Source organism: Pseudomonas sp. NPDC089428 (assembly GCF_044749325.1).
Taxonomy (GTDB): domain Bacteria; phylum Pseudomonadota; class Gammaproteobacteria; order Pseudomonadales; family Pseudomonadaceae; genus Aquipseudomonas.
Window position 1 is genome coordinate 118,791 of record NZ_JBIVHT010000002.1, and the last position, 19,716, is coordinate 138,506.

The following is a 19,716-nucleotide window of genomic DNA, read 5'->3' on the forward strand; positions in this document are numbered from 1 at the left end:
AGTACTCTTTTCGAGCTGCCACGCTCGTACCTCAACCCCGTCGATTGGCGGGGCTTTTTTTTGTCCGCCTTTAGCGTTTTGGCGCCTGTGAGATCGAGCGCCGCGCAGGCGGCGCTCGATCTCACAGGCGCCAAAACCGTCAAGGCGAACACTCACCAGGCGCCAAAAATCCCAAGCCGAACTAAGGATTTCAGCCCGGCGGCCGAAAACATATACATGACAGCCCTCATGGCCGCTTGCCAGCCTCAGGGACATGATGCAACCTTGCCAGATGCGCCGCCGCCCAGGCCGCGTCCCCCTTCAAGCGAGTCTTCGATGAAAAGCCAACCCGATGCCGCCAGCCGTGTGGCGGCCGAGGTCGTCACGCAGCTTCCCGTGCCCTCGCGGCTCGGCATGCTGCGTTTCGAAAGGCTGAACGAAGCCAACTGGGCGATGCTCTACCTGGACCCAGCCTGCGATCGCCAGTTCGGCCTGCCCGCTTCCGAGCTGTGCGCGCTGATCGACTCGCCCTATGCCAGCCTGATGGAGCCCGAGGCACGCTACCGGCTGCACGATGAAATCCAGCTGCAACTGAGCAACCGTGGCTATTACCGTGTGCGCTACACCCTGCATACCCAGTTGCGCGCGCTGCGCCTGCTGGAAGCTGGCGAGGCGTTCAAGCAGCACAACCGCCAGTTGCTGCGCGGGTTCCTGACGGTGCTCGATGACGAAGACGACAGTGAGCTCGACACCAACGACCTGGAATCGCGCAACAACCGCTTGCAACTGGCCCTGCAGATCAATCAGCGTGCCCAGCAGGAACAGCTTGAGCACCTGGAGCGCGTGCGTGCCCAACAGGACCTGATCCTGCGCCTCGCCCGCCAGCGCTACAGTGCGGAAAACTCGCTGCTCGAAGCAGCCCAGCTGATCACCCGCAGCGCCTGCGAAATCTACAAGGTCGACAGCGCCAGCATCTGGCACCTGGAAGACCAGCGCCTGGAGCCGATCAGTGCCTGGCTGCGCGACGATCAGGTGCACCGCCTGCCCGAGCCAATCGATGCCAGCCGCTTCCCCGACTACCTGGAAGCCCTGCACGCCAGCCGCGCCATTGATGCGCACAACGCCAAGCACGACCCGCGCACCCGTGAGCTGGCCGAGAGCCTGTATGTCGACAACAACGCCATGCTCGACGCCAGCATCCGCGTCGATGGCCAGGTGGTCGGCGTGCTGTGCCTGGAGCAGACCGGCCAGCCGCGCGCCTGGCAGTCCGATGAAATTGCCTTTGCCGGTGAGCTGGCCGACCAGTTCGCCCAGGTCATCACCAACCACAACCGGCGTACCGCCGCCAGCGCCCTGCACCTGTTCCAGCGGGCCGTGGAGCAGAGCGCCAGCGCCTTCCTGCTGGTCAACCGCGACGGCGTGGTGGAGTACGTAAACCCGAGCTTCACGGCCATCACCCAGTACAGCACCGAGGAAGTCCAGGGCCACCACCTGGCCGAGCTGCCAGCCCTGGAAAACCTCAGCGAGCTGCTGTTCGACTCGCCGTCGAGCCTGGCCATGGGCAACAGCTGGCAAGGCGAATTCAAGAGCCGGCGCAAGAACCTCGAACCCTACTGGGGCCAGCTGTCGATTTCCAAGGTGTACGGCGACAACCGTGAGCTGACCCACTACATCGGCATCTACGAAGACGTCACCCAGACCAAGCTGGCCCAGCAGCGCATCGAGCGGCTGGCCTACACCGACAACCTGACCAACCTCGGCAACCGCCCGGCGTTCATCCGCAAGCTCGACGAGCGCTTCGCCCGGGACAGCGAGAACCCGATCTGCCTGCTGCTGGTGGACATCGACAACTTCAAGCGGATCAACGACAGCCTCGGCCACCAGACCGGCGACAAGCTGCTGATCAGCCTGGCCCGGCGCCTGCGCAACAGCCTGAGCGTCAATGGCGTGCTGGCCCGTTTTGCCAGCAACGAATTTGCCGTACTGCTCGACGACACCAGCCTGGAAGACGGCCAGGGGGTTGCCCTGCAGTTGCTGCGCACCCTCGACAAGCCAATGTTCGTCGACAACCAGCTGATCAACGTCACCGCCTCGGTGGGCCTGGCCTGCGCGCCGCTGCACGGTAGCGACCCGACCACCCTGATGAAGAACGCCGGCCTCGCCCTGCACAAGGCCAAGGCCAACGGCAAACACCAGGTGCAGGTGTTTACCGAAGTGCTCAACGCCGAGGCCAGCTACAAGCTGTTCGTCGAGAACAACCTGCGCCGCGCCTTGACCCAGAATGAGCTGGAGGTGTTCTACCAGCCCAAGCTGTGCCTGCGCAGCGGCCGCCTGCTCGGCCTTGAGGCGTTGCTGCGCTGGAACCACCCCGAGCGCGGCATGATCCGCCCGGACCAGTTCATCAGCGTGGCCGAAGAAACCGGCCTGATCATCCCCATCGGCAAGTGGGTGGTGCGGCAGTCGTGCCGCATGAGCCAACAGCTGCAGCAAGCCGGCATGGGCTGCCTGCACGTGGCCATCAACCTGTCGCCCAAGCAGTTCTCCGACCCCGACCTGGTGGCCTCGATCGGCTCGATCCTCAAGGAAGAAGGCCTGCCTCCGCACCTGTTGGAGCTGGAGCTGACCGAAGGCCTGCTGCTGGAAGCCACCGAAGATACCCACCGCCAGCTCGACGAGCTCAAGGCCCTGGGCCTGACCCTGGCCATGGACGACTTCGGCACGGGCTACTCGTCGTTGAGCTACCTGAAGAAATTCCCGATCGACATCATCAAGATCGACCGCAGCTTCATCAACGAGATCCCCGACAACCAGGACGACATGGAAATCACCTCGGCGGTGGTGGCCATGGCCCACAACCTCAAGCTCAAGGTGGTGGCCGAGGGCATCGAGACGCCGGAGCAGCTGGCGTTCCTGCGTCGGCACCGCTGCGACGTCGGCCAGGGTTACCTGTTCGACCGGCCGATCCCGGGCCGCGAGCTCGAGGAAAAACTCAAGCGCTACCCGCGCGGTCCAATGGCCTGACAGCGGCGCCAAGCTCGGGCACTATAGAACCCATTCGGGCCCTTTCGCGGGCAAGCCCGCTCCCACAGGTACTTCCCCCCTCAGCCCTGTGGCGATCCCCGTGGGAGCGGGCTTGCCCGCGAAGGCCCCAACACCTATCCAACTGAATTGACACAGAGGAACAGCCATGGTCCTGCGCTCGGAAATCCTGGTGAACAAAAACGTCATGCCCACTGCGGAGCAAGCCCTGCCTGGCCGCGAAACGCCCATGCAGCTGCCCGAGTTTCATTACGTATTCAAAGAAACCCCACTGCTCGGCCCGTTCTTCGAAGGCGCAATCGATTTCGCCATCTTCGGCCTGGGCTGCTTCTGGGGTGCCGAGCGCCGCTTCTGGCAGCGCGAAGGCGTGGTCAGCACCGTGGTCGGCTACGCTGGCGGCTTCACCCCGCACCCGACCTACGAAGAAGTCTGCTCGGGCCTGACCGGCCACACCGAAGTGGTGCTAGTGGTGTTCGACAAGGACAAGGTCAGCTACCGCGAGCTGCTGGCGATGTTCTGGGAACTGCACAACCCGACCCAGGGCATGCGCCAGGGCAACGATGTCGGCACCCAGTACCGCTCGGCCATCTACTGCACCAGCCCTGAACAGCTTGAACAGGCAAAGGCCAGCCGCGACGCCTTCCAGGCCGAGCTGAGCAAGGCAGGCTTCGGCGAAATCACCACCGAAATCGACCAGGCACCGACCGTGTACTTCGCCGAGGCCTACCACCAGCAGTACCTGGCCAAGAACCCGGACGGCTACTGCGGCATCGGCGGTACCGGCGTGTGCCTGCCACCCAGCCTGCAGGGCAACTGAACCATGAGCACGATGACCCTGTTCCACTCGCCATTGTCGCCCTTCGTGCGCAAGGTCATGGTGGTGCTGCACGAGACCGGCCAGCTGCAGCGTGTGAGCCTGCAACCGGTGAACATCAGCCCGGTAAGCGGCGACGAGCAGCTCAATCAGGACAACCCGATCGGCAAGATCCCGGCCCTGCGACTGGAAGACGGCACCGTGTTGCACGACAGCAGGGTGATCTGCGAGTACCTCGACCTGCAGCATGTCGGCCTGCCGCTACTGCCACGCGAGGGCTCTGCGCGCTGGCGGCGCATGACCTTGGCTTCGCAGGCCGATGCGATCTTGGATGCGGCGGTGTCCAGCCGCTACGAGAGCTTCCTGCGGCCCGAGGAGAAGCGCTGGGAGGGCTGGCTCGAAGCGCAAGCCGAGAAGATTCGCCGCAGCCTGGCCAACCTTGAGCAGGAGCATCTGGCCGAGCTGGCGTCCGGGTTCGATCTGGCGGCGATTGGCGTGGCTTGTGCGCTAGGGTATCTGGACCTGCGTCAGCCGGAATTTGGCTGGCGGGAGCGCCAGCCTGGCTTGGCGGCGTGGTATGCCGAGGTAGCCAAGCGGCCATCGATGGTAGCCACAGCCCCGACAGCCTGACTAGCCAATCGCGGATCAATCCGCTCCTACACACACCTGTAGGAGCGGATTTATCCGCGATGAGGCCAGTACAGGAAACAACAATCAGCAGTCAGGCTTGCCAGCGGTAAACTTCTTGGCCGGGTTGACCGCCGCCTTGAACTCGCGCAACGCCTTGGAGCCCACCAGCAACGGGTAATTGAAGTTGCTGCGGTCCACCAGGTTAACCTCCACCGTCCGCTTCACATCACCCAGGCACAGCTCCAGGTCGACCACCGGCCGCTTGGAAACCTCCGGTGCATCGCCCTCGTCCTCTTCATCGGCTCGGCCCTTGATCTTGCTGATGCGCGAGACCTTATGCTCGTATACCTTGCCGTCGGCGTCCTTGGTCGCCAGGCGGAAGCGCACCCATTCCTCGCCATCGCGGTTGAACAGCTCGATGTCCTTGGCCGACAGCGACGCGGTGAAGGCACCGGTGTCCATCTTGGCCTTCAGGGTTTCACCACCCAGTTCCGGCAACTTGATGTTCTCGTAACGGCCGTAGAGCGTGGGTTCGGCGGCCATCACCGGCAACGCCATCAGCGACAACAGGGCAAGCAGAGATTTCACAGGCAGGCTTCCTTGAGAAGGGTCAGTGCTTAGACTGCACTGGCAGGATAGGTTCGCTGTCACAAGCCTAAACAACATGTTGTGAAACATTTGTCCCCACCGTCGGGCATTGGACATTTGGCGTAGACCACGGCGCTGCTTATCATTGCGCCCTGCTAATTTCCCACAACAAGAGTTTCCTTATGCGTCGCCTGTTTACCGGCATTCTTACGACCACCCTGCTGCTGCTCAACACTGTGGTGTTGATCTGCCCGCTGCTGGTCTTCGCCCTGCTCAAACTGGTGCTGCCAGGCCGTGGCCGTGACTATGCCTCGTGGGCAGTGATGTGGGTCGCCGAAACCTGGTCGGAAATCGACAAAGCCATCTTTGCACTGTGCATCCCCACCCAATGGGACATCCGTGGCGTCGAGAACCTGCGCAAGGACACCTCCTACCTGGCCGTCAGCAACCACCAGACCTGGGTCGACATCCCGGCACTGATCGAAAGCCTCAACCGCCGTACGCCGTTCTTCAAGTTCTTCCTCAAGAAGGAGCTGATCTGGGTACCGCTGCTGGGCCTGGCCTGGTGGGGCCTGGATTACCCGTTCATGAAGCGCTACAGCAAGGCCTTTCTCGAGAAGCACCCAGAGCTCAAGGGCAAGGACCTGGAAATCACCAAGGCCGCCTGCGAGCTGTTCAAGCGCCAGCCGGTGACGGTGGTCAACTACCTCGAAGGCACCCGCTTCACCGAGGCCAAGCACCGCGAACAGCAATCGCCCTATCGCTACCTGCTCAAGCCCAAGGCTGGCGGCGTGGCATTCGTGCTGGCGGCGCTGGGCGAGCAGCTGGACGCGCTGCTGGACGTGACCATCGTCTATCCCGGCAAGCAGGCGCCTGGGTTCTGGGACTTGCTCAATGGCAGCATCAGTCGGGTGATTATCGACATTCAGGTGCGTGAACTGGACCCGGCATTGTGGGATGGGGATTACGAAAATGATCCCGCCTTCCGCCAGACCGTACAGGCCTGGGTTAATCAGCTGTGGCTGGAGAAGGATCAGCGGATTGCACAGCTGCATGCGGAAATAGGCTGAGACATTTGCCGCCTGTACCGGCCTCTTCGCGGGCACGCCCGTTCCCACAGGGATTGCATAGGTCTTGAACTTTGCGCAGTACCTGTAGGAGCGGGCGTGCCCGCGAAGAGGCCGGCACAGGATTACGCATACTCCCGATTAAAACCCAGGCTAATAATTAGAATAAGTAATACTTTTTTGTCATCACCCACCCAAGTGGATAAAAATCGACCAAAGCACAACTACAAAAACGCCTGGATCGATCGATGGCCAACCCACCCAGCTCCAACTCCGCCCAACTGCGCCGTGTTCTCGGCCTCCCCGCCCTGGTGTTCTTCGGCCTGGTGTACATGGTCCCGCTGACCATCTTCACCACCTACGGCATCGTCACCGAACTCACCGGTGGCCGCACGGCCGGAGCCTACATGGTCACCCTGGTGGCCATGCTGTTCACCGCCGCGTCCTATAGCTTCATGGTCAAGCGCTTCCCGGTCGCGGGCTCGGCGTACTCCTACACCAACATGGCCTTCGGCCCCAACGTCGGCTTCCTCGCCGGCTGGTCGCTGCTGCTGGATTACCTGTTCCTGCCGATGATCAACTACCTGCTGATCGGCCTGTTCCTCAACATCGCCTTCCCGGCCATCCCGGCGTGGTCCATTGCGCTGGCCTCGATCGTGCTGGTGACGGTGCTGAACGTGATCGGCATCCACTCGGTAGCCAAGACCAGCAACCTGATCGTCGGTGCGCAGATCGTCTTCATCGGGGTGTTCGTCGCGCTGTCGTGCCAGTCGCTGGCCGGCCAACCGATCGACCTCTTGTCGCCGTTGCTGGGCGATGGCTCCAAGCCTGGTTTCGGCGCGATCATGGCCGGTGCGGCCGTGCTGTGCCTGTCGTTCCTCGGCTTCGACGCCGTTTCGACCCTGGCCGAAGAATGCCGCGATGCCCGCCGCGACGTGCCACGGGCGATCATCCTCACCACCCTGTTCGCCGGTGTGCTGTTCACCGTACTGGCCTACGTCAGCCAGCTGGTCATGCCGGGCACCACCTTCGCCAATGCCGATGCGGCGGCCAACGAGGTGATGCTCAAGGCGGGCGGGCAGTTCCTGGCCAACTTCTTCACCGCCGCGTACGTTGCCGGCAGCCTCGGCTCGGCACTGGCCTCGCAGGCGGCGGTGTCGCGCATCCTGTTCACCATGGGGCGTGACAACGTGCTGCCGCGGCGCAGCTTCGGTTACCTGTCGCCGCGCTTTGGTACGCCGGTGTTCGCCATTGCCTTGGTGTCGGCGTTCTCGTTGCTGGCATTGGTGATCGACCTGGCCACGCTTGCCTCGCTGATCAGCTTTGGTGCGCTGGTGGCGTTCTCGGCGGTAAACCTGGCGGTAGTGAAGACCCACCTTATGGATGGCGGGGCCCAGCGTAACCTCAAGGGGCTGCTGTGCTACGGCCTGGTGCCGCTGGTGGGGTTGGCGCTGACCCTGTGGCTGTGGACCAGCCTGTCAGCGCTGACGTTGGTGATTGGGCTCTGCTGGTTTGCGTTTGGCCTGGCATACCTGGCGGTACTGACCGCCGGTTTCCGCCGCCCGGTACAGTTAGTAGTGTTTTCGGAATCGGCCTGAACCTGTGGGAGCGGCGGTGCGGCGATCCGACTTGCCCGCGAAGCAAGCACCGCGGTGCATGGCACGAGCTTCGCCCGTGTTCGCGGGCAAGCCCGCTCCCACAATGTTCTCTTCCGGTCTTCAGACCGAGGGCTGTGCCAGCGGCGCCGGGGTGGTCCACAAGCTACCCAGATTCTGCAACAACGACCCGGCAATCCCCTGCTGCCCCAGGTACTGCAGAATCAACGGCGCAAACTGCCCGATCATGCCGGTATCCATCCCCAGTGCCTTGAACGCATTGTCGAGGTCACTGCGGTTCTCCACATCGTTGCCCAACGCCTTGTCCAGGGCCGACTGGCTGCCCTTGTCGCTGCCCAGCAACTCACCCAACCCGCTCAACCCGCCCAGGACATTGGCACCCGACAGCAGGTCCAGGCCCGGTACGGCCTTGGTCAACTGGCCATAGTCGTCGCTGCTCAGGTTATTGCGCGCCAGCCCCAACATCGCCCCTGCCCCACCCACGGCCTGTTCGGGGGTGATGTTCAACTGGCTGCCCAGGGTGTTGAGCAGATTGGCCTGGGCTGCAGGCGCCTGCACCTGGCCTTGTTGCTGCTGGTTCTGCATGGCGGAGACAGCGTTGGCGGCGTCGCTGAGGTTGAAGGCGAACACCGGGCTTGCGGCCAGGGTCATCAAGGTTGCCAGGGTGACTGCTTTCATCGGGAGGGACCTCGTCGGCCAGGATGGCCAGGGAAACGAGGCATTGGACTGGCGCCGCGGAACTTTGTTCCTGGCCGATTATCGTCCTGCTGAAAGTACAACGCCCCCTTGCGGGGGCGTTGAGTCTGTCACTTATGCCGCGCCCCACATCTTGTGCGGGTCGATCACGAACTTCTTCGGCACGCCTGCATCGAACTCGCCATAGCCTTCCGGCGCCTGGTCAAGGTTGATGACCTGCACGCCCACCACTTCGGCAATGTTGATGCGGTCCCACATGATCGCCTGCATCAGCTGGCGGTTGTACTTCATGGTCGGGGTCTGGCCGGTGTGGAAGCTGTGCGACTTGGCCCAACCCAGGCCGAAGCGGATGCTCAGCGCGCCGATCTTGGCAGCGGCATCCACCGCGCCCGGGTCTTCGGTCACGTACAGGCCCGGGATACCGATGTTGCCGGCAACGCGGGTCACCTGCATCAGCGAGTTCAGCACGGTGGCCGGCGCTTCGTGCTTGGCACCCTCGTGGCCATGGCCACGGGCCTCGAAGCCAACGGCGTCGACGGCGCAGTCCACCTCCGGCTCGCCGAGAATGTCGACGATCTGCTCGTGCAGCGGGGTGTCTTTGGAAAGATCGACCACTTCGAAGCCCTGGGACTTGGCGTGGGCCAGGCGGGCCGGGTTCAGGTCACCGACGATCACGCAGGCGGCGCCCAGCAGGCGCGCCGAGGCAGCGGCGGCCAGGCCGACCGGGCCGGCACCGGCGACGTAGACGGTGCTGCCTGGGCCTACGCCGGCGGTGACGGCGCCGTGGTAGCCGGTCGGCAGGATGTCGGACAGGCAGGTCAGGTCACGGATCTTCTCCATGGCCTTGTCGCGATCCGGCAGTTTCAGCAGGTTGAAGTCGGCGTACGGCACCAGCACATACTCGGCCTGGCCACCAGTCCAGTCGCCCATGTCGACATAGCCGTAGGCACCACCGGCACGCGCCGGGTTGACGGTGAGGCAGACACCGGTGTGCATTTCTTTGCAGGAGCGGCAGCGGCCGCAGGCGACGTTGAACGGTACCGACACCAGGTCACCGATCTTCAGGCGTTCAACGTCACGCCCCATCTCGACGATTTCACCGGTGATTTCGTGGCCCAGGACCAGGCCGACCTGGGCAGTGGTGCGGCCGCGGACCATGTGCTGGTCGGAGCCGCAGATGTTGGTGGAAACCACCTTGAGGATCACGCCGTGCTCGATCTTCTTGCCGCGTGGGTCTTGCATTTTCGGGTAGTCGATCTTCTGCACCTCGACCTTGCCCGCGCCGAGATACACCACTCCACGATTGCCAGACATGCTCTTACCTCGCTTGATTTTTATTTATGCAGCGGTGGTGGAAAGCGCCGCCGTCCATTGGCGGCATGTGTTACTGGAATGCAGGGAATTGTGGGCCTGATACGGCGCTTTGCACTGACTGGAAACGACAGGGAGATGCCTTTTAACGGCAGTGGAAATTGTGTTGGCCCATTCGCGGGCAAGCCCGCTCCCACAGGAAAAATGCCAGCCGTAAAGGCTGCAAATAACCTGTGGGAGCGGGCTTGCCCGCGAATGGCCGGTACAGGCTGTTACAGAACGACAGTCCGGTTGGCGTTGAGGAACACCCGCCGCTCGATGTGGTAGCCCACCGCCCGCGCCAGGGTCAGGCACTCGATGTCGCGCCCTTTGGCAATCAGGTCTTCCGGGTAATGGCTGTGGTCCACCACCTCGACGCCCTGGGCGATGATCGGCCCTTCGTCGAGGTCGTTGTTGATGTAGTGCGCCGTGGCACCGACCATCTTCACGCCCTTGTTGTACGCCTGGTGATAAGGCTTGGCGCCCTTGAATCCCGGCAGCAACGAGTGGTGAATGTTGATCGCCCAGCCGTCCAGGCGCCGGCACAGTTCCGGCGACAGCACCTGCATGTAGCGGGCAAGCACCACCAGCTCCGCGCCGGTTTCTTCGATCACCTGGATCACCTTGCGCTCTTGCGCCGGCTTGTCCTTGGGGTCGAGGGCGAAGTGGTAGTAAGGAATCTTGTGCCAGTGCGCCAGGGGCTCGAGGTCCGGGTGGTTGGACACCACCGCGACCACGTCCATGGCCAGCTGGCCGATGCGCTGGCGATACAGCAGGTCGTTCAGGCAATGGTCGGCCTTGGACACCATGATCACCACCTTGGGGCGGTGATTGGGTGCGGTCAGCTCGAAGGCCATGCCGAACGCTTCGCTGCGCTCGGCGAGGCCGGCCCGGAAGCCCGCCTCGTCGAAATCGTCCGGCTGGCGGAACTCCACGCGAATGAAGAAACGCCCCGACAGCCGGTCGTCGAAGGAGTGGTGCTCCGTCACGTAGCAGCGCTGCTCGTAGAGGTAACGCGTCACCACGTCGACGGTGCCGAGCATGCTCGGGCAGTCGGCGGTGAGAATCCAGGTATCCGGTGCCCGACTCATGTTCTGCTCCTTATGCCTCGATGCTCAGGCCGTATTCGGCCGAAGCGTCCTGCAGCCACAGCCACCAGTAATCGGCGAAGCTGCGGCGGATCACCAGTTCCCAAGTGTCTTCGGCGGTACGGCGGATCACCAGTTGCGACTTGGCAAACACGGTGCCGACAGCCTTGCCGACCGGGAAGTTGTTCGGGTGAACATCGTAGCTGGTGGATTTCATCAGCACTTCGCGCACGTTCGGGCCGCGCAGTTCCAGCAGGCTCTGCCCGCCGCTGACGTTGACCACCTGGATGTGCTGGCCTTCAAGAGCGGCACGCAGCTTTTGCTCGACCGCGACCTCCTGGCCACCTGGGACAATCAGCAGCCACTCGTCGGGGCCCATCCACTGCAGCGACATCTCGCTGTTGGCGACCACGGTCAGCGCCACTGGCAGCTCCAGGCCCAGGGCCTTGTGCACGCCGGCTGCGAATTCCGGGTTGTGGCCATCGCCACGGATAGTGAGGTGACCGAGGAATTTCTTTTCACGCAGGGTCACGCCTGCGTTCTTGCGGCCTTTGCCAACCAGGCTGGCCAGGTCGGCATGGTGCAGTGGCGACTGGGCCTTGGCCTCGGCGCCGGGGTTTTGCTGGAAGACGTTGATAGCGCTCATTTCTTACCTGCCTTGAATTCTGGGTTCGACCATGATGCCTGCCGCAGACGCCAATCCTGTGGGAGCGGGCTTGCCCGCGAAAGCGAAGGTGGATTCACCGCCCTCTTCGCGGGCAAGCCCGCTCCCACAGAGACATCATTCCAATCAGGCACCGATACGTACCGGGGCCTTAGACGTTCTGCCGCTCACCCTTTGGATCGAAGAACACCGAAGACACGATCTCCGCCTCGATCACGCTGCCATCGGCCTGTGGTGAGTAAACACGCTCGCCCATGCGCTTGAGGCCGCCCTTGACCACACCCATGGCGAACGAATAGCCCAGGGAGTTGGAGGCGTAGCTGGAGGTGACGTGGCCGACCATGTCCATCGGGATCGGCTGCTTCGGATCGAACACCAGCTGGGCCCCTTCCGGCAGCCACTTGGTCGGGTCGATCGGCTTCAGGCCCACCAGCTGCTTGCGGTTCTCGCGCACACAGTCTTCGCGGTTCATGCCACGCAGGCCGATCCACGAGAACGGCTTGTTGCGGCCCACGCACCAGCTCATGTTGAGGTCGTCCGGGGTCATCGAGCCATCGGTGTCCTGGCCGACGATGATGAAGCCCTTCTCGGCACGCAGTACGTGCATGGTCTCGGTGCCGTACGGGGTCAGGTTGTACTTCTTGCCCGCCTCGATGATCTGTTCCAGCACGCCCATGGCGTAGTTGGCCTGCACGTTGACTTCGTACGACAGCTCACCGGTGAACGAGATACGGAACACGCGGGCCGGTACGCCGCCGACGTTGCCTTCCTTCCAGGTCATGAACGGGAAGGCGTCCTTGTCCATATCGATGTCGGTCAGCTCGCTCAGCAGCTTGCGGCTGTTGGGGCCGGACAGGGTCATGGTTGCCCAGTGGTCGGTGACCGAGGTGAAGTACACCTTCAGCTCCGGCCATTCGGTCTGGTGGTACAGCTCCATCCACTGCAGCACGCGGGCAGCGCCGCCAGTGGTGGTGGTCATGATGAAGTGGTTGTCGCCGACGCAGGCGGTCACGCCGTCGTCGAAGACCATGCCGTCTTCCTTGCACATCAGGCCGTAGCGGGCCTTGCCCACATCGAGCTTGGTCCAGGCGTTGGTGTAGATGCGGTTGAGGAACTCGCGGGCATCCGGGCCCTGGATGTCGATCTTGCCCAGGGTCGAAGCGTCCAGCAGGCCCACGCTGTCGCGCACGGCCTTGCACTCACGGGCCACGGCAGCATGGATGTCTTCACCGGCTTTGGGGAAGTACCACGGGCGCTTCCACTGGCCGACGTCTTCGAACTCGGCGCCGTTCTTCACATGCCAGGCATGCAGGGCGGTGAAGCGCACAGGCTCGAACAGGTGGCCACAGTGACGGCCGGCTACCGCGCCGAAGGTCACCGGCGTGTAGTTCGGGCGGAACATGGTGGTGCCCATTTCCGGGATGGTGATGCCGATCGAACGGGCGGCGATGGCCAGGCCGTTGATGTTGCCCAGTTTGCCCTGGTCGGTACCGAAGCCCAGTGCGGTGTAGCGTTTCACGTGCTCGACCGACTCGAAGCCTTCGCGGGTGGCCAGTTCGATGGCCGCGGCGGTAACGTCGTTCTGCTGGTCGACGAACTGCTTGGGTGCGCGGGCAGTGCCTTTGTCGTGCGGCACCTGGAACAGCGCCACAGTGGCTTCTTCCTTGCGCGCCACGGTTTTCGGCAGGTTGCCAACGGTGGCTTTGAAGCCCGCTTCAGTGGCTGCGCGAACGCCGCCTTCGAAGCCATCGGCAATCACATCACCCAAGGCGTAGACGCCGTTGATGCCGCCCACGCATTCGCGTTTCTGTGGGGCGTCGCCCGGCACGAAGCCGAGGATGTCTTCACGCCAGACCGGGCGACCGCCCAGGTGCGAAGCCAGGTGCACGATCGGGCTGTAACCGCCGGAGGTGGCGATCAGGTCGCATTCGAGAGTTTCACCAGGGCTGGTGACTTTGTGCGCCTGCACATCGATGGCGGCCACACGGGCGCCGCTGACATGCTTGGTGCCTTTGGCCTCGATCACGGCGCTGGAGGTGAGGATGCGGATGCCCTTGGCACGTGCTTCTTCAACCAGCGAACCGCGTGGGTTGTGGCGGGCATCGGCAATCGCGACCACCTGCAGGCCAGCGTCGTGCCAGTCGAGCGCGGCGCGGTAGGCGTGGTCGTTGTTGGTCGACAGCACCAGCTTGCGGCCCGGGGCCACGCCGTAACGGCGTACGTAGGTGGACACGGCGCCGGCCAGCATGTTGCCCGGCAGGTCGTTGTTGCCGTACACCAGCGGGCGCTCGTGGGCGCCGGCAGCCAGGACCACGCGCTTGGCGCGCACGCGGTGCACGCGGTGGCGAACCTGGCCGATCGGGGCGCGGTCGCCGAGGTGGTCGGTGAGGCGCTCGTGAATGGTCAGGAAGTTATGGTCGTGGTAGCCGTTGACCGTGGCGCGTGGCAGCAAGGTCACTTCCGGCAGGCTTTCCAGCTCTTTGACCACGGCGTTGACCCAGTCGGTGGCAGGCTTGCCGTCGAGGGTTTCGCGGGTGTCGAGCAGGCTGCCGCCAAACTCTTCCTGCTCGTCAGCCAGGATCACGCGGGCACCGCTGCGGGCAGCGGCCAGCGCGGCAGCCAGGCCAGCAGGGCCGGCGCCGACGATCAGCACGTCACAGTGCTGGTTCATGTAGTCATAGGTGTCCGGGTCGTTCTGCAGCGGCGCACGGCCCAGGCCGGCAGCCTTGCGGATGTACTTCTCGTACGTCATCCAGAACGATTTCGGGTACATGAAGGTTTTGTAGTAGAAGCCTGGCGGCATCATGCTGCCGCCGACCTTGCCGAGGATGCCCATGACGTCGTTGTTGACGTTAGGCCAGCCGTTGGTGCTGGTGGCGACCAGGCCTGCGTACAGCGCCTGCTGGGTGGCACGCACGTTGGGGATCTGGGTGGCTTCGCTGGAGCCGATCTGCAGGATGGCGTTCGGCTCTTCGGTACCGGCAGCGATGATGCCGCGTGGGCGCGAATACTTGAAGCTGCGGCCGACGATGTCGACGCCGTTGGCCAGCAACGCGGCGGCCAGGCTGTCACCGGCATAACCCTGGTAGGTCTTGCCGTTGAAGGTGAAGTTCAGGACCTTGCTGCGGTCGATACGGCCGCCGCTGGCGAGGCGATAGGTCTGGCTCATACTTTTTCCCCTTGGCCTTTGACGGTCGACGCTGCGCTGGCGGCTTTGCCGTTGGCGGTCACTTGCGGCTTCTCGCCAATCTTGTAGGTTTCCAGAATTTCGTAGGTCACGGTGTCGCGGGTGACGTTGAAGTACTGGCGGCAGCCGGCAACGTGGTCCCACAGTTCATGGTGAATCCCGCGTGGGTTGTCACGGTAGAACATGTAGGTACCCCACTCCTCGTCGGAGCAGGCGTTAGGGTCCAGCGGGCGGGCGATGTGCGCCTGGCCAGAGGCGTGGAACTCTTCTTCGGAGCGCAGCTCGCCGCAGTGGGGACAGAAGATATGCAACATGACGGTGTCTCCGGTTAGTGGGCGACGGCGGCGGCGCCGTGTTCGTCGATCAGTGCGCCGTTGTAGAAACGGTCCATGGAGAACGGCGCGGCCAGTGGGTGCATTTCGCCCTTGGCCAGGCTCGCGGCGAAGACGTTGCCCGAACCCGGGGTCGCCTTGAAGCCACCAGTACCCCAACCGCAGTTGAAGAACATGTTCTTGACCGGGGTCTTGGTGATGATCGGGCAAGCGTCCGGCGAGGTGTCGACGATGCCGCCCCACTGGCGGTTCATGCGCACGCGCGAGAGGTTCGGGAACATTTCGACGATGGCCTGCAGGGTGTGCTCGATCACCGGGTACGAACCGCGCTGGCCATAGCCGACCCAGCCGTCGATACCGGCACCGATCACCAGGTCGCCCTTGTCGGACTGGCTGATGTAGCCGTGCACGGCGTTGGACATGATCACCGAGTCGATGATCGGTTTGATCGGCTCGGATACCAGTGCTTGCAGCGGGTGCGATTCCAGCGGCAGGCGGAAGCCGGCCAGCTTGGCCATGTGCCCGGAGTTACCGGCGGTGACCACGCCGACGCGCTTGGCGCCGATGAAGCCTTTGTTGGTCTCCACACCGATGACCGCGCCGTTTTCCTTGCGGAAGCCGATCACTTCGGTCTGCTGGATCAGGTCCACGCCCAGGGCGTCGGCGGCACGGGCGAAGCCCCAGGCCACGGCGTCGTGACGGGCCACGCCACCACGACGCTGAACGGTCGCGCCGAGGATCGGGTAGCGGGTGTTCTTGGAGCAATCCAGGTATGGGATTTCGGCCGCTACCTGGGCAGTGTTCAGCAGTTCACCGTCGACGCCGTTGAGGCGGTTGGCGCTGACACGGCGCTCGGAGTCACGCATGTCCTGCAGGGTGTGGCACAGGTTGTAGACGCCGCGCTGGGAGAACATGACGTTGTAGTTGAGGTCCTGCGACAGGCCCTCCCACAGCTTCATGGCGTGCTCGTAAAGGTGCGCCGACTCGTCCCACAGGTAGTTGGAACGCACGATGGTGGTGTTACGGGCGGTGTTGCCGCCGCCCAGGTAGCCCTTCTCGATCACGGCAACGTTGGTGATGCCGTGCTCTTTGGCCAGGTAATAGGCCGTGGCCAGGCCATGGCCGCCACCGCCGACGATGACCACGTCATAGACCTTTTTAGGGGTCGGCGTGCGCCACATGCGCTGCCAGTTTTCGTGGTGGCTGAGGGAGTGCTTGAAAAGGCCGAAGCCCGAGTAGCGTTGCATGGTCGTTTACTCCACTCAGCGGTAAACAGGGAAGTCAGCGCACAGGGCCGCGACGTTCTTCGCCACATCGGCTTCGACGTCTGCGTCACCGAGGTTGTCGAGGATGTCGCAGATCCAGCCGGCCAGGGCTACACACTGCGCGACCTTGAAGCCGCGGGTGGTGACGGCCGGGGTGCCGATGCGCAGGCCCGATGTGACGAACGGCGACTGCGGGTCGTTCGGTACGGCGTTCTTGTTGACGGTAATGTGCGCGCGGCCCAGGGCGGCGTCGGCATCTTTGCCGGTCAGGCCCTGGCGGATCAGGCTGACCAGGAACAGGTGGTTGTCGGTGCCGCCGGAGACCACGTCGTAGCCGCGGTCGATGAACACCTGGGCCATGGCCTGGGCGTTTTCGATGACCTGCTTCTGGTAGGCCTTGAAGCCTGGCTCCAGTGCCTCTTTGAAGCACACGGCCTTGGCGGCGATCACGTGCATCAGCGGGCCGCCCTGGGCGCCCGGGAATACGGCGGCGTTGAGCTTCTTCTCGATCTCTTCGTTCGACTTGGCCAGGATCAGGCCGCCACGTGGGCCGCGCAGGGTCTTGTGGGTGGTGGTGGTCACCACGTCAGCGAACGGAATCGGGTTCGGGTACAGGCCAGCGGCAACGAGGCCGGCCACGTGGGCCATGTCGACGAACAGCAGCGCACCGACCTTGTCGGCGATGGCGCGGAAGCGTGGGAAGTCGAGGGTCTTGGAGTAGGCCGAGAAACCGGCAACGATCATCTTTGGCTTGTGCTCGACGGCCAGGCGCTCGACTTCGTCGTAGTCGATCAGGCCGGTGTTGGTGTCGATGCCATATTGCACAGCGTTGTACAGCTTGCCCGAGGACGACACCTTGGCGCCGTGGGTCAGGTGGCCGCCGTGGGCCAGGCTCATGCCGAGAATGGTGTCACCGGCCTGCAGCAGGGCCAGGTAAACGGCGCCGTTGGCCGAAGAGCCGGAGTGCGGCTGGACGTTGGCGTAGTCGGCACCGAACAGCTGCTTGGCGCGCTCGATGGCCAGTGCCTCGACCTTGTCGACGTGCTCGCAGCCACCGTAGTAGCGCTTGCCCGGGTAGCCTTCGGCGTACTTGTTGGTCAGGCCGCTGCCCTGGGCCTGCATGACGCGCTTGCTGGTGTAGTTCTCAGAAGCGATCAGCTCGATGTGATCTTCCTGACGCTGTTCTTCGGCATTCATCGCCGCCAGCAGTGCATCGTCATAACCCTGGATCTGGTCTTGCTTGCTGAACATCGTGTATCTCCCGGCAGCGATCGTTTTTTGTCGTGGGGCACTGTGGCCCTTTGTGGCGATGTTATGACTGGCCGGGGCGGGTCAGATGCCTGCGCACGCCTTGCAATGGCGCGTTTACGACATTCGTTGCGGTGTTGGCCCCTTCGCGGGCAAGCCCGCTCCCACAAGGACCGCGCAGGTCTGGGCCAACCCCTGTGCAAGGGCCTGCCACAAACCTTGTGGGAGCGGGCTTGCCCGCGAAGAGGCCGGTCCTGAGAACACGGAAACAAGCCCATGCACAGCTTGTATAGGCAACCGCTGAATCGATGGTTTAGAGTGCTGTTCTGCGTCGTTCACAGGACAGTGTCATGACAGATAAGAGCCAACAATTCGCCAGCGACAACTATTCCGGTATTTGCCCCGAAGCCTGGGCGGCAATGGAGAAGGCCAACCACGGCCACGACCGCGCCTACGGCGACGACCAGTGGACCGAGCGCGCCTCGGAATACTTCCGCAAGCTGTTCGAAACCGACTGCGAGGTGTTCTTCGCCTTCAACGGCACCGCCGCCAACTCCCTGGCCCTGGCCTCGCTGTGCCAGAGCTACCACAGCGTGATCTGCTCCGAGACCGCCCACGTCGAAACCGACGAATGCGGCGCGCCGGAGTTCTTCTCCAACGGCTCCAAGCTACTCACTGCACCCAGCGTCAACGGCAAGCTGACACCACAATCGATCCGCGAAGTGGCACTCAAACGCCAGGACATCCACTACCCCAAGCCGCGGGTGGTCACCATTACCCAGGCCACCGAGGTCGGTACCGTCTATCGCCCCGACGAGCTCAAGGCGATCAGCGCCACCTGCAAGGAGCTGGGCCTGAACCTGCACATGGACGGCGCGCGCTTTACCAATGCCTGCGCGTTCCTCGGCTGCAGCCCAGCTGAGCTGACCTGGAAGGCCGGCGTCGATGTACTGTGCTTTGGCGGTACCAAGAACGGCATGGCGGTGGGCGAGGCAATCCTGTTCTTCAACCGCCAGCTGGCCGAAGATTTCGACTACCGCTGCAAGCAGGCCGGGCAACTGGCGTCGAAGATGCGCTTCCTGTCGGCGCCGTGGGTCGGGCTGCTGGAGGATGGCGCCTGGTTGCGCCATGGCACCCATGCCAACCATTGCGCGCAATTGCTGGCGTCGTTGGTGAGTGACTTGCCGGGGGTGGAGCTGATGTTCCCGGTGGAGGCCAACGGCGTGTTCCTGCAAATGCCGGAGCATGCGATTGAAGCGCTGCGCGGCAGGGGGTGGCGGTTCTATACCTTTATTGGCAGTGGTGGGGCACGGTTCATGTGCTCGTGGGATACCGAGGAAGAGCGGGTGCGCGAGTTGGCGGCGGATATCCGCAACATATTAAGTGCATGACGCGGACAGTGTGGGCAGCGGCGGTGAGTACCGCTGCTTTCCCTGCCCCGACCCTGAATACTCACCTCAGTCGACATTCAATTGTGCTGGTCTCGCTTACAGCCCTAACGCTTACACCTGGAACTAACAACTATCAGTTTTGTCAGTTGCGCTGCCAGCTCCATGGAGTAAAAATCAATCTCGAAAGTAGTAGTTTCTTCGTAAATCAGAACTAACCTTCTTGAGGGACTTACCCATGAGCACAACTTTGAAATTCAAGACTACCAACAAAACGATTGAAATCACCAACAACCGTGAAGCCATAAAAAATTTAGCATCGCTAAAAATCGGAAGCTACGTACGAATCGCCTCTGATAACGACTCACTTACTGGAGAAGTTTCAACCATTTCCGTAACCGGCGATGAAGAATTAGTCACTCAAACTTTTGAACTCACCCCAAGCAATCACATTTCACCAGCCCCCCTTGAAAACCGGACTAATGATGTATCAGCGACCATTTACATCGAGGACGATCGTTACCTCTTCACAGATGCCGCCGACGTAGCGGCTTTTACTTCGCAAGCGAAATTCAAGTTCAAAGGCCTCGATATTAACAACTCGTCTCCCCTCGTTGAAATCCATATCTTCAGCGAAGATGACATCACCGTCGACTATTTCATTAACAAACCTCAAACAGTCTAATAACGAACAGCTAATCCGGCATACGCAAGGCTGCTCGGGGCGTACGAGCAACCTTGCGCCGTGGTGCCCACCGCAATGAT

At 62.8% G+C, this 19,716-nt stretch carries 16 protein-coding genes; 7 read left to right on the top strand and 9 right to left on the bottom strand.

From position 1 onward, the window contains the following. Positions 1-315 precede the first annotated feature (315 nt). The 3 genes from ACIPZ5_RS03885 to ACIPZ5_RS03895 all read left to right on the top strand — a co-directional run bounded on the left by ACIPZ5_RS03885 (position 316) and on the right by ACIPZ5_RS03895 (position 4,462). A complete protein-coding gene (locus tag ACIPZ5_RS03885; protein ID WP_400806817.1) occupies positions 316-3,000 on the top strand; it encodes a putative bifunctional diguanylate cyclase/phosphodiesterase in 2,685 nt (894 codons plus the stop codon). Positions 3,001-3,166: 166 nt separating this feature from the next. After that, positions 3,167-3,835: a peptide-methionine (S)-S-oxide reductase MsrA gene (gene msrA / locus ACIPZ5_RS03890; protein WP_261941859.1), complete on the top strand. Its 669-nt coding sequence runs from the start codon at positions 3,167-3,169 to the stop codon at positions 3,833-3,835. Between the two features lie 3 nt (positions 3,836-3,838). Then, on the top strand, positions 3,839-4,462 hold the full coding sequence (locus tag ACIPZ5_RS03895) for a glutathione S-transferase (RefSeq protein ID WP_400806819.1): 624 nt from the start codon (positions 3,839-3,841) through the stop codon (positions 4,460-4,462). Positions 4,463-4,546: 84 nt separating this feature from the next. Here the strand turns inward: ACIPZ5_RS03895 and ACIPZ5_RS03900 are convergent, their stop codons facing one another. Beyond that, positions 4,547-5,050 carry an ATP-dependent zinc protease gene (locus ACIPZ5_RS03900; RefSeq protein WP_261941861.1) on the bottom strand — a complete coding sequence of 168 codons (504 nt, stop codon included), beginning with the start codon at positions 5,048-5,050 and terminating at the stop codon, positions 4,547-4,549. 182 nt (positions 5,051-5,232) lie between these two features. Here ACIPZ5_RS03900 and ACIPZ5_RS03905 point away from each other — a divergent pair, with 182 nt between their 5' ends. Both ACIPZ5_RS03905 and ACIPZ5_RS03910 read left to right on the top strand, forming a co-directional pair. Next, the gene (locus tag ACIPZ5_RS03905) at positions 5,233-6,120 is read left to right on the top strand and encodes an acyltransferase (RefSeq protein WP_400806821.1); all 888 of its coding nucleotides are present in this window, start codon (positions 5,233-5,235) and stop codon (positions 6,118-6,120) included. A gap of 245 nt (positions 6,121-6,365) precedes the next feature. Further along, positions 6,366-7,715 (top strand): APC family permease, encoded by a 1,350-nt coding sequence (locus ACIPZ5_RS03910; protein WP_400806823.1) that lies wholly within the window; start codon positions 6,366-6,368, stop codon positions 7,713-7,715. A gap of 120 nt (positions 7,716-7,835) precedes the next feature. On the opposite strand, the gene ACIPZ5_RS03915 is transcribed toward ACIPZ5_RS03910, so the two are convergent. From ACIPZ5_RS03915 to ACIPZ5_RS03950, 8 genes are all read right to left on the bottom strand, one after another. Then, entirely contained in the window at positions 7,836-8,411 is a 576-nt protein-coding gene (locus tag ACIPZ5_RS03915) for a DUF2780 domain-containing protein (RefSeq protein WP_343594324.1), read from the bottom strand. Between the two features lie 132 nt (positions 8,412-8,543). Continuing rightward, on the bottom strand, positions 8,544-9,743 hold the full coding sequence (gene fdhA / locus ACIPZ5_RS03920; RefSeq protein ID WP_060480490.1) for a formaldehyde dehydrogenase, glutathione-independent: 1,200 nt from the start codon (positions 9,741-9,743) through the stop codon (positions 8,544-8,546). 269 nt (positions 9,744-10,012) lie between these two features. Beyond that, complete coding sequence (purU, locus tag ACIPZ5_RS03925) at positions 10,013-10,870, bottom strand: formyltetrahydrofolate deformylase (protein WP_060512211.1); 858 nt, start codon at positions 10,868-10,870, stop codon at positions 10,013-10,015. Between the two features lie 10 nt (positions 10,871-10,880). Next, positions 10,881-11,513 (bottom strand): sarcosine oxidase subunit gamma, encoded by a 633-nt coding sequence (locus tag ACIPZ5_RS03930; RefSeq protein ID WP_085676302.1) that lies wholly within the window; start codon positions 11,511-11,513, stop codon positions 10,881-10,883. Positions 11,514-11,682: 169 nt separating this feature from the next. Continuing rightward, a complete protein-coding gene (locus tag ACIPZ5_RS03935; protein WP_400806826.1) occupies positions 11,683-14,700 on the bottom strand; it encodes a sarcosine oxidase subunit alpha in 3,018 nt (1,005 codons plus the stop codon). Further along, positions 14,697-15,032 (bottom strand): sarcosine oxidase subunit delta, encoded by a 336-nt coding sequence (locus tag ACIPZ5_RS03940; RefSeq protein ID WP_019436925.1) that lies wholly within the window; start codon positions 15,030-15,032, stop codon positions 14,697-14,699. Before ACIPZ5_RS03940 ends, ACIPZ5_RS03935 begins: the two co-directional genes overlap by 4 nt. Positions 15,033-15,046: 14 nt before the next feature. Then, positions 15,047-16,297, bottom strand: a complete 1,251-nt coding sequence (locus tag ACIPZ5_RS03945) for a sarcosine oxidase subunit beta family protein (protein WP_003255680.1) — start codon at positions 16,295-16,297, stop codon at positions 15,047-15,049. 15 nt (positions 16,298-16,312) lie between these two features. Continuing rightward, on the bottom strand, positions 16,313-17,566 hold the full coding sequence (locus ACIPZ5_RS03950; protein ID WP_261941866.1) for a serine hydroxymethyltransferase: 1,254 nt from the start codon (positions 17,564-17,566) through the stop codon (positions 16,313-16,315). Between the two features lie 347 nt (positions 17,567-17,913). Here ACIPZ5_RS03950 and ACIPZ5_RS03955 point away from each other — a divergent pair, with 347 nt between their 5' ends. Beyond that, on the top strand, positions 17,914-18,954 hold the full coding sequence (locus ACIPZ5_RS03955; RefSeq protein WP_343594326.1) for a low specificity L-threonine aldolase: 1,041 nt from the start codon (positions 17,914-17,916) through the stop codon (positions 18,952-18,954). A gap of 235 nt (positions 18,955-19,189) precedes the next feature. Then, positions 19,190-19,636, top strand: a complete 447-nt coding sequence (locus ACIPZ5_RS03960) for a hypothetical protein (RefSeq protein ID WP_400806830.1) — start codon at positions 19,190-19,192, stop codon at positions 19,634-19,636. Positions 19,637-19,716 lie beyond the last annotated feature (80 nt).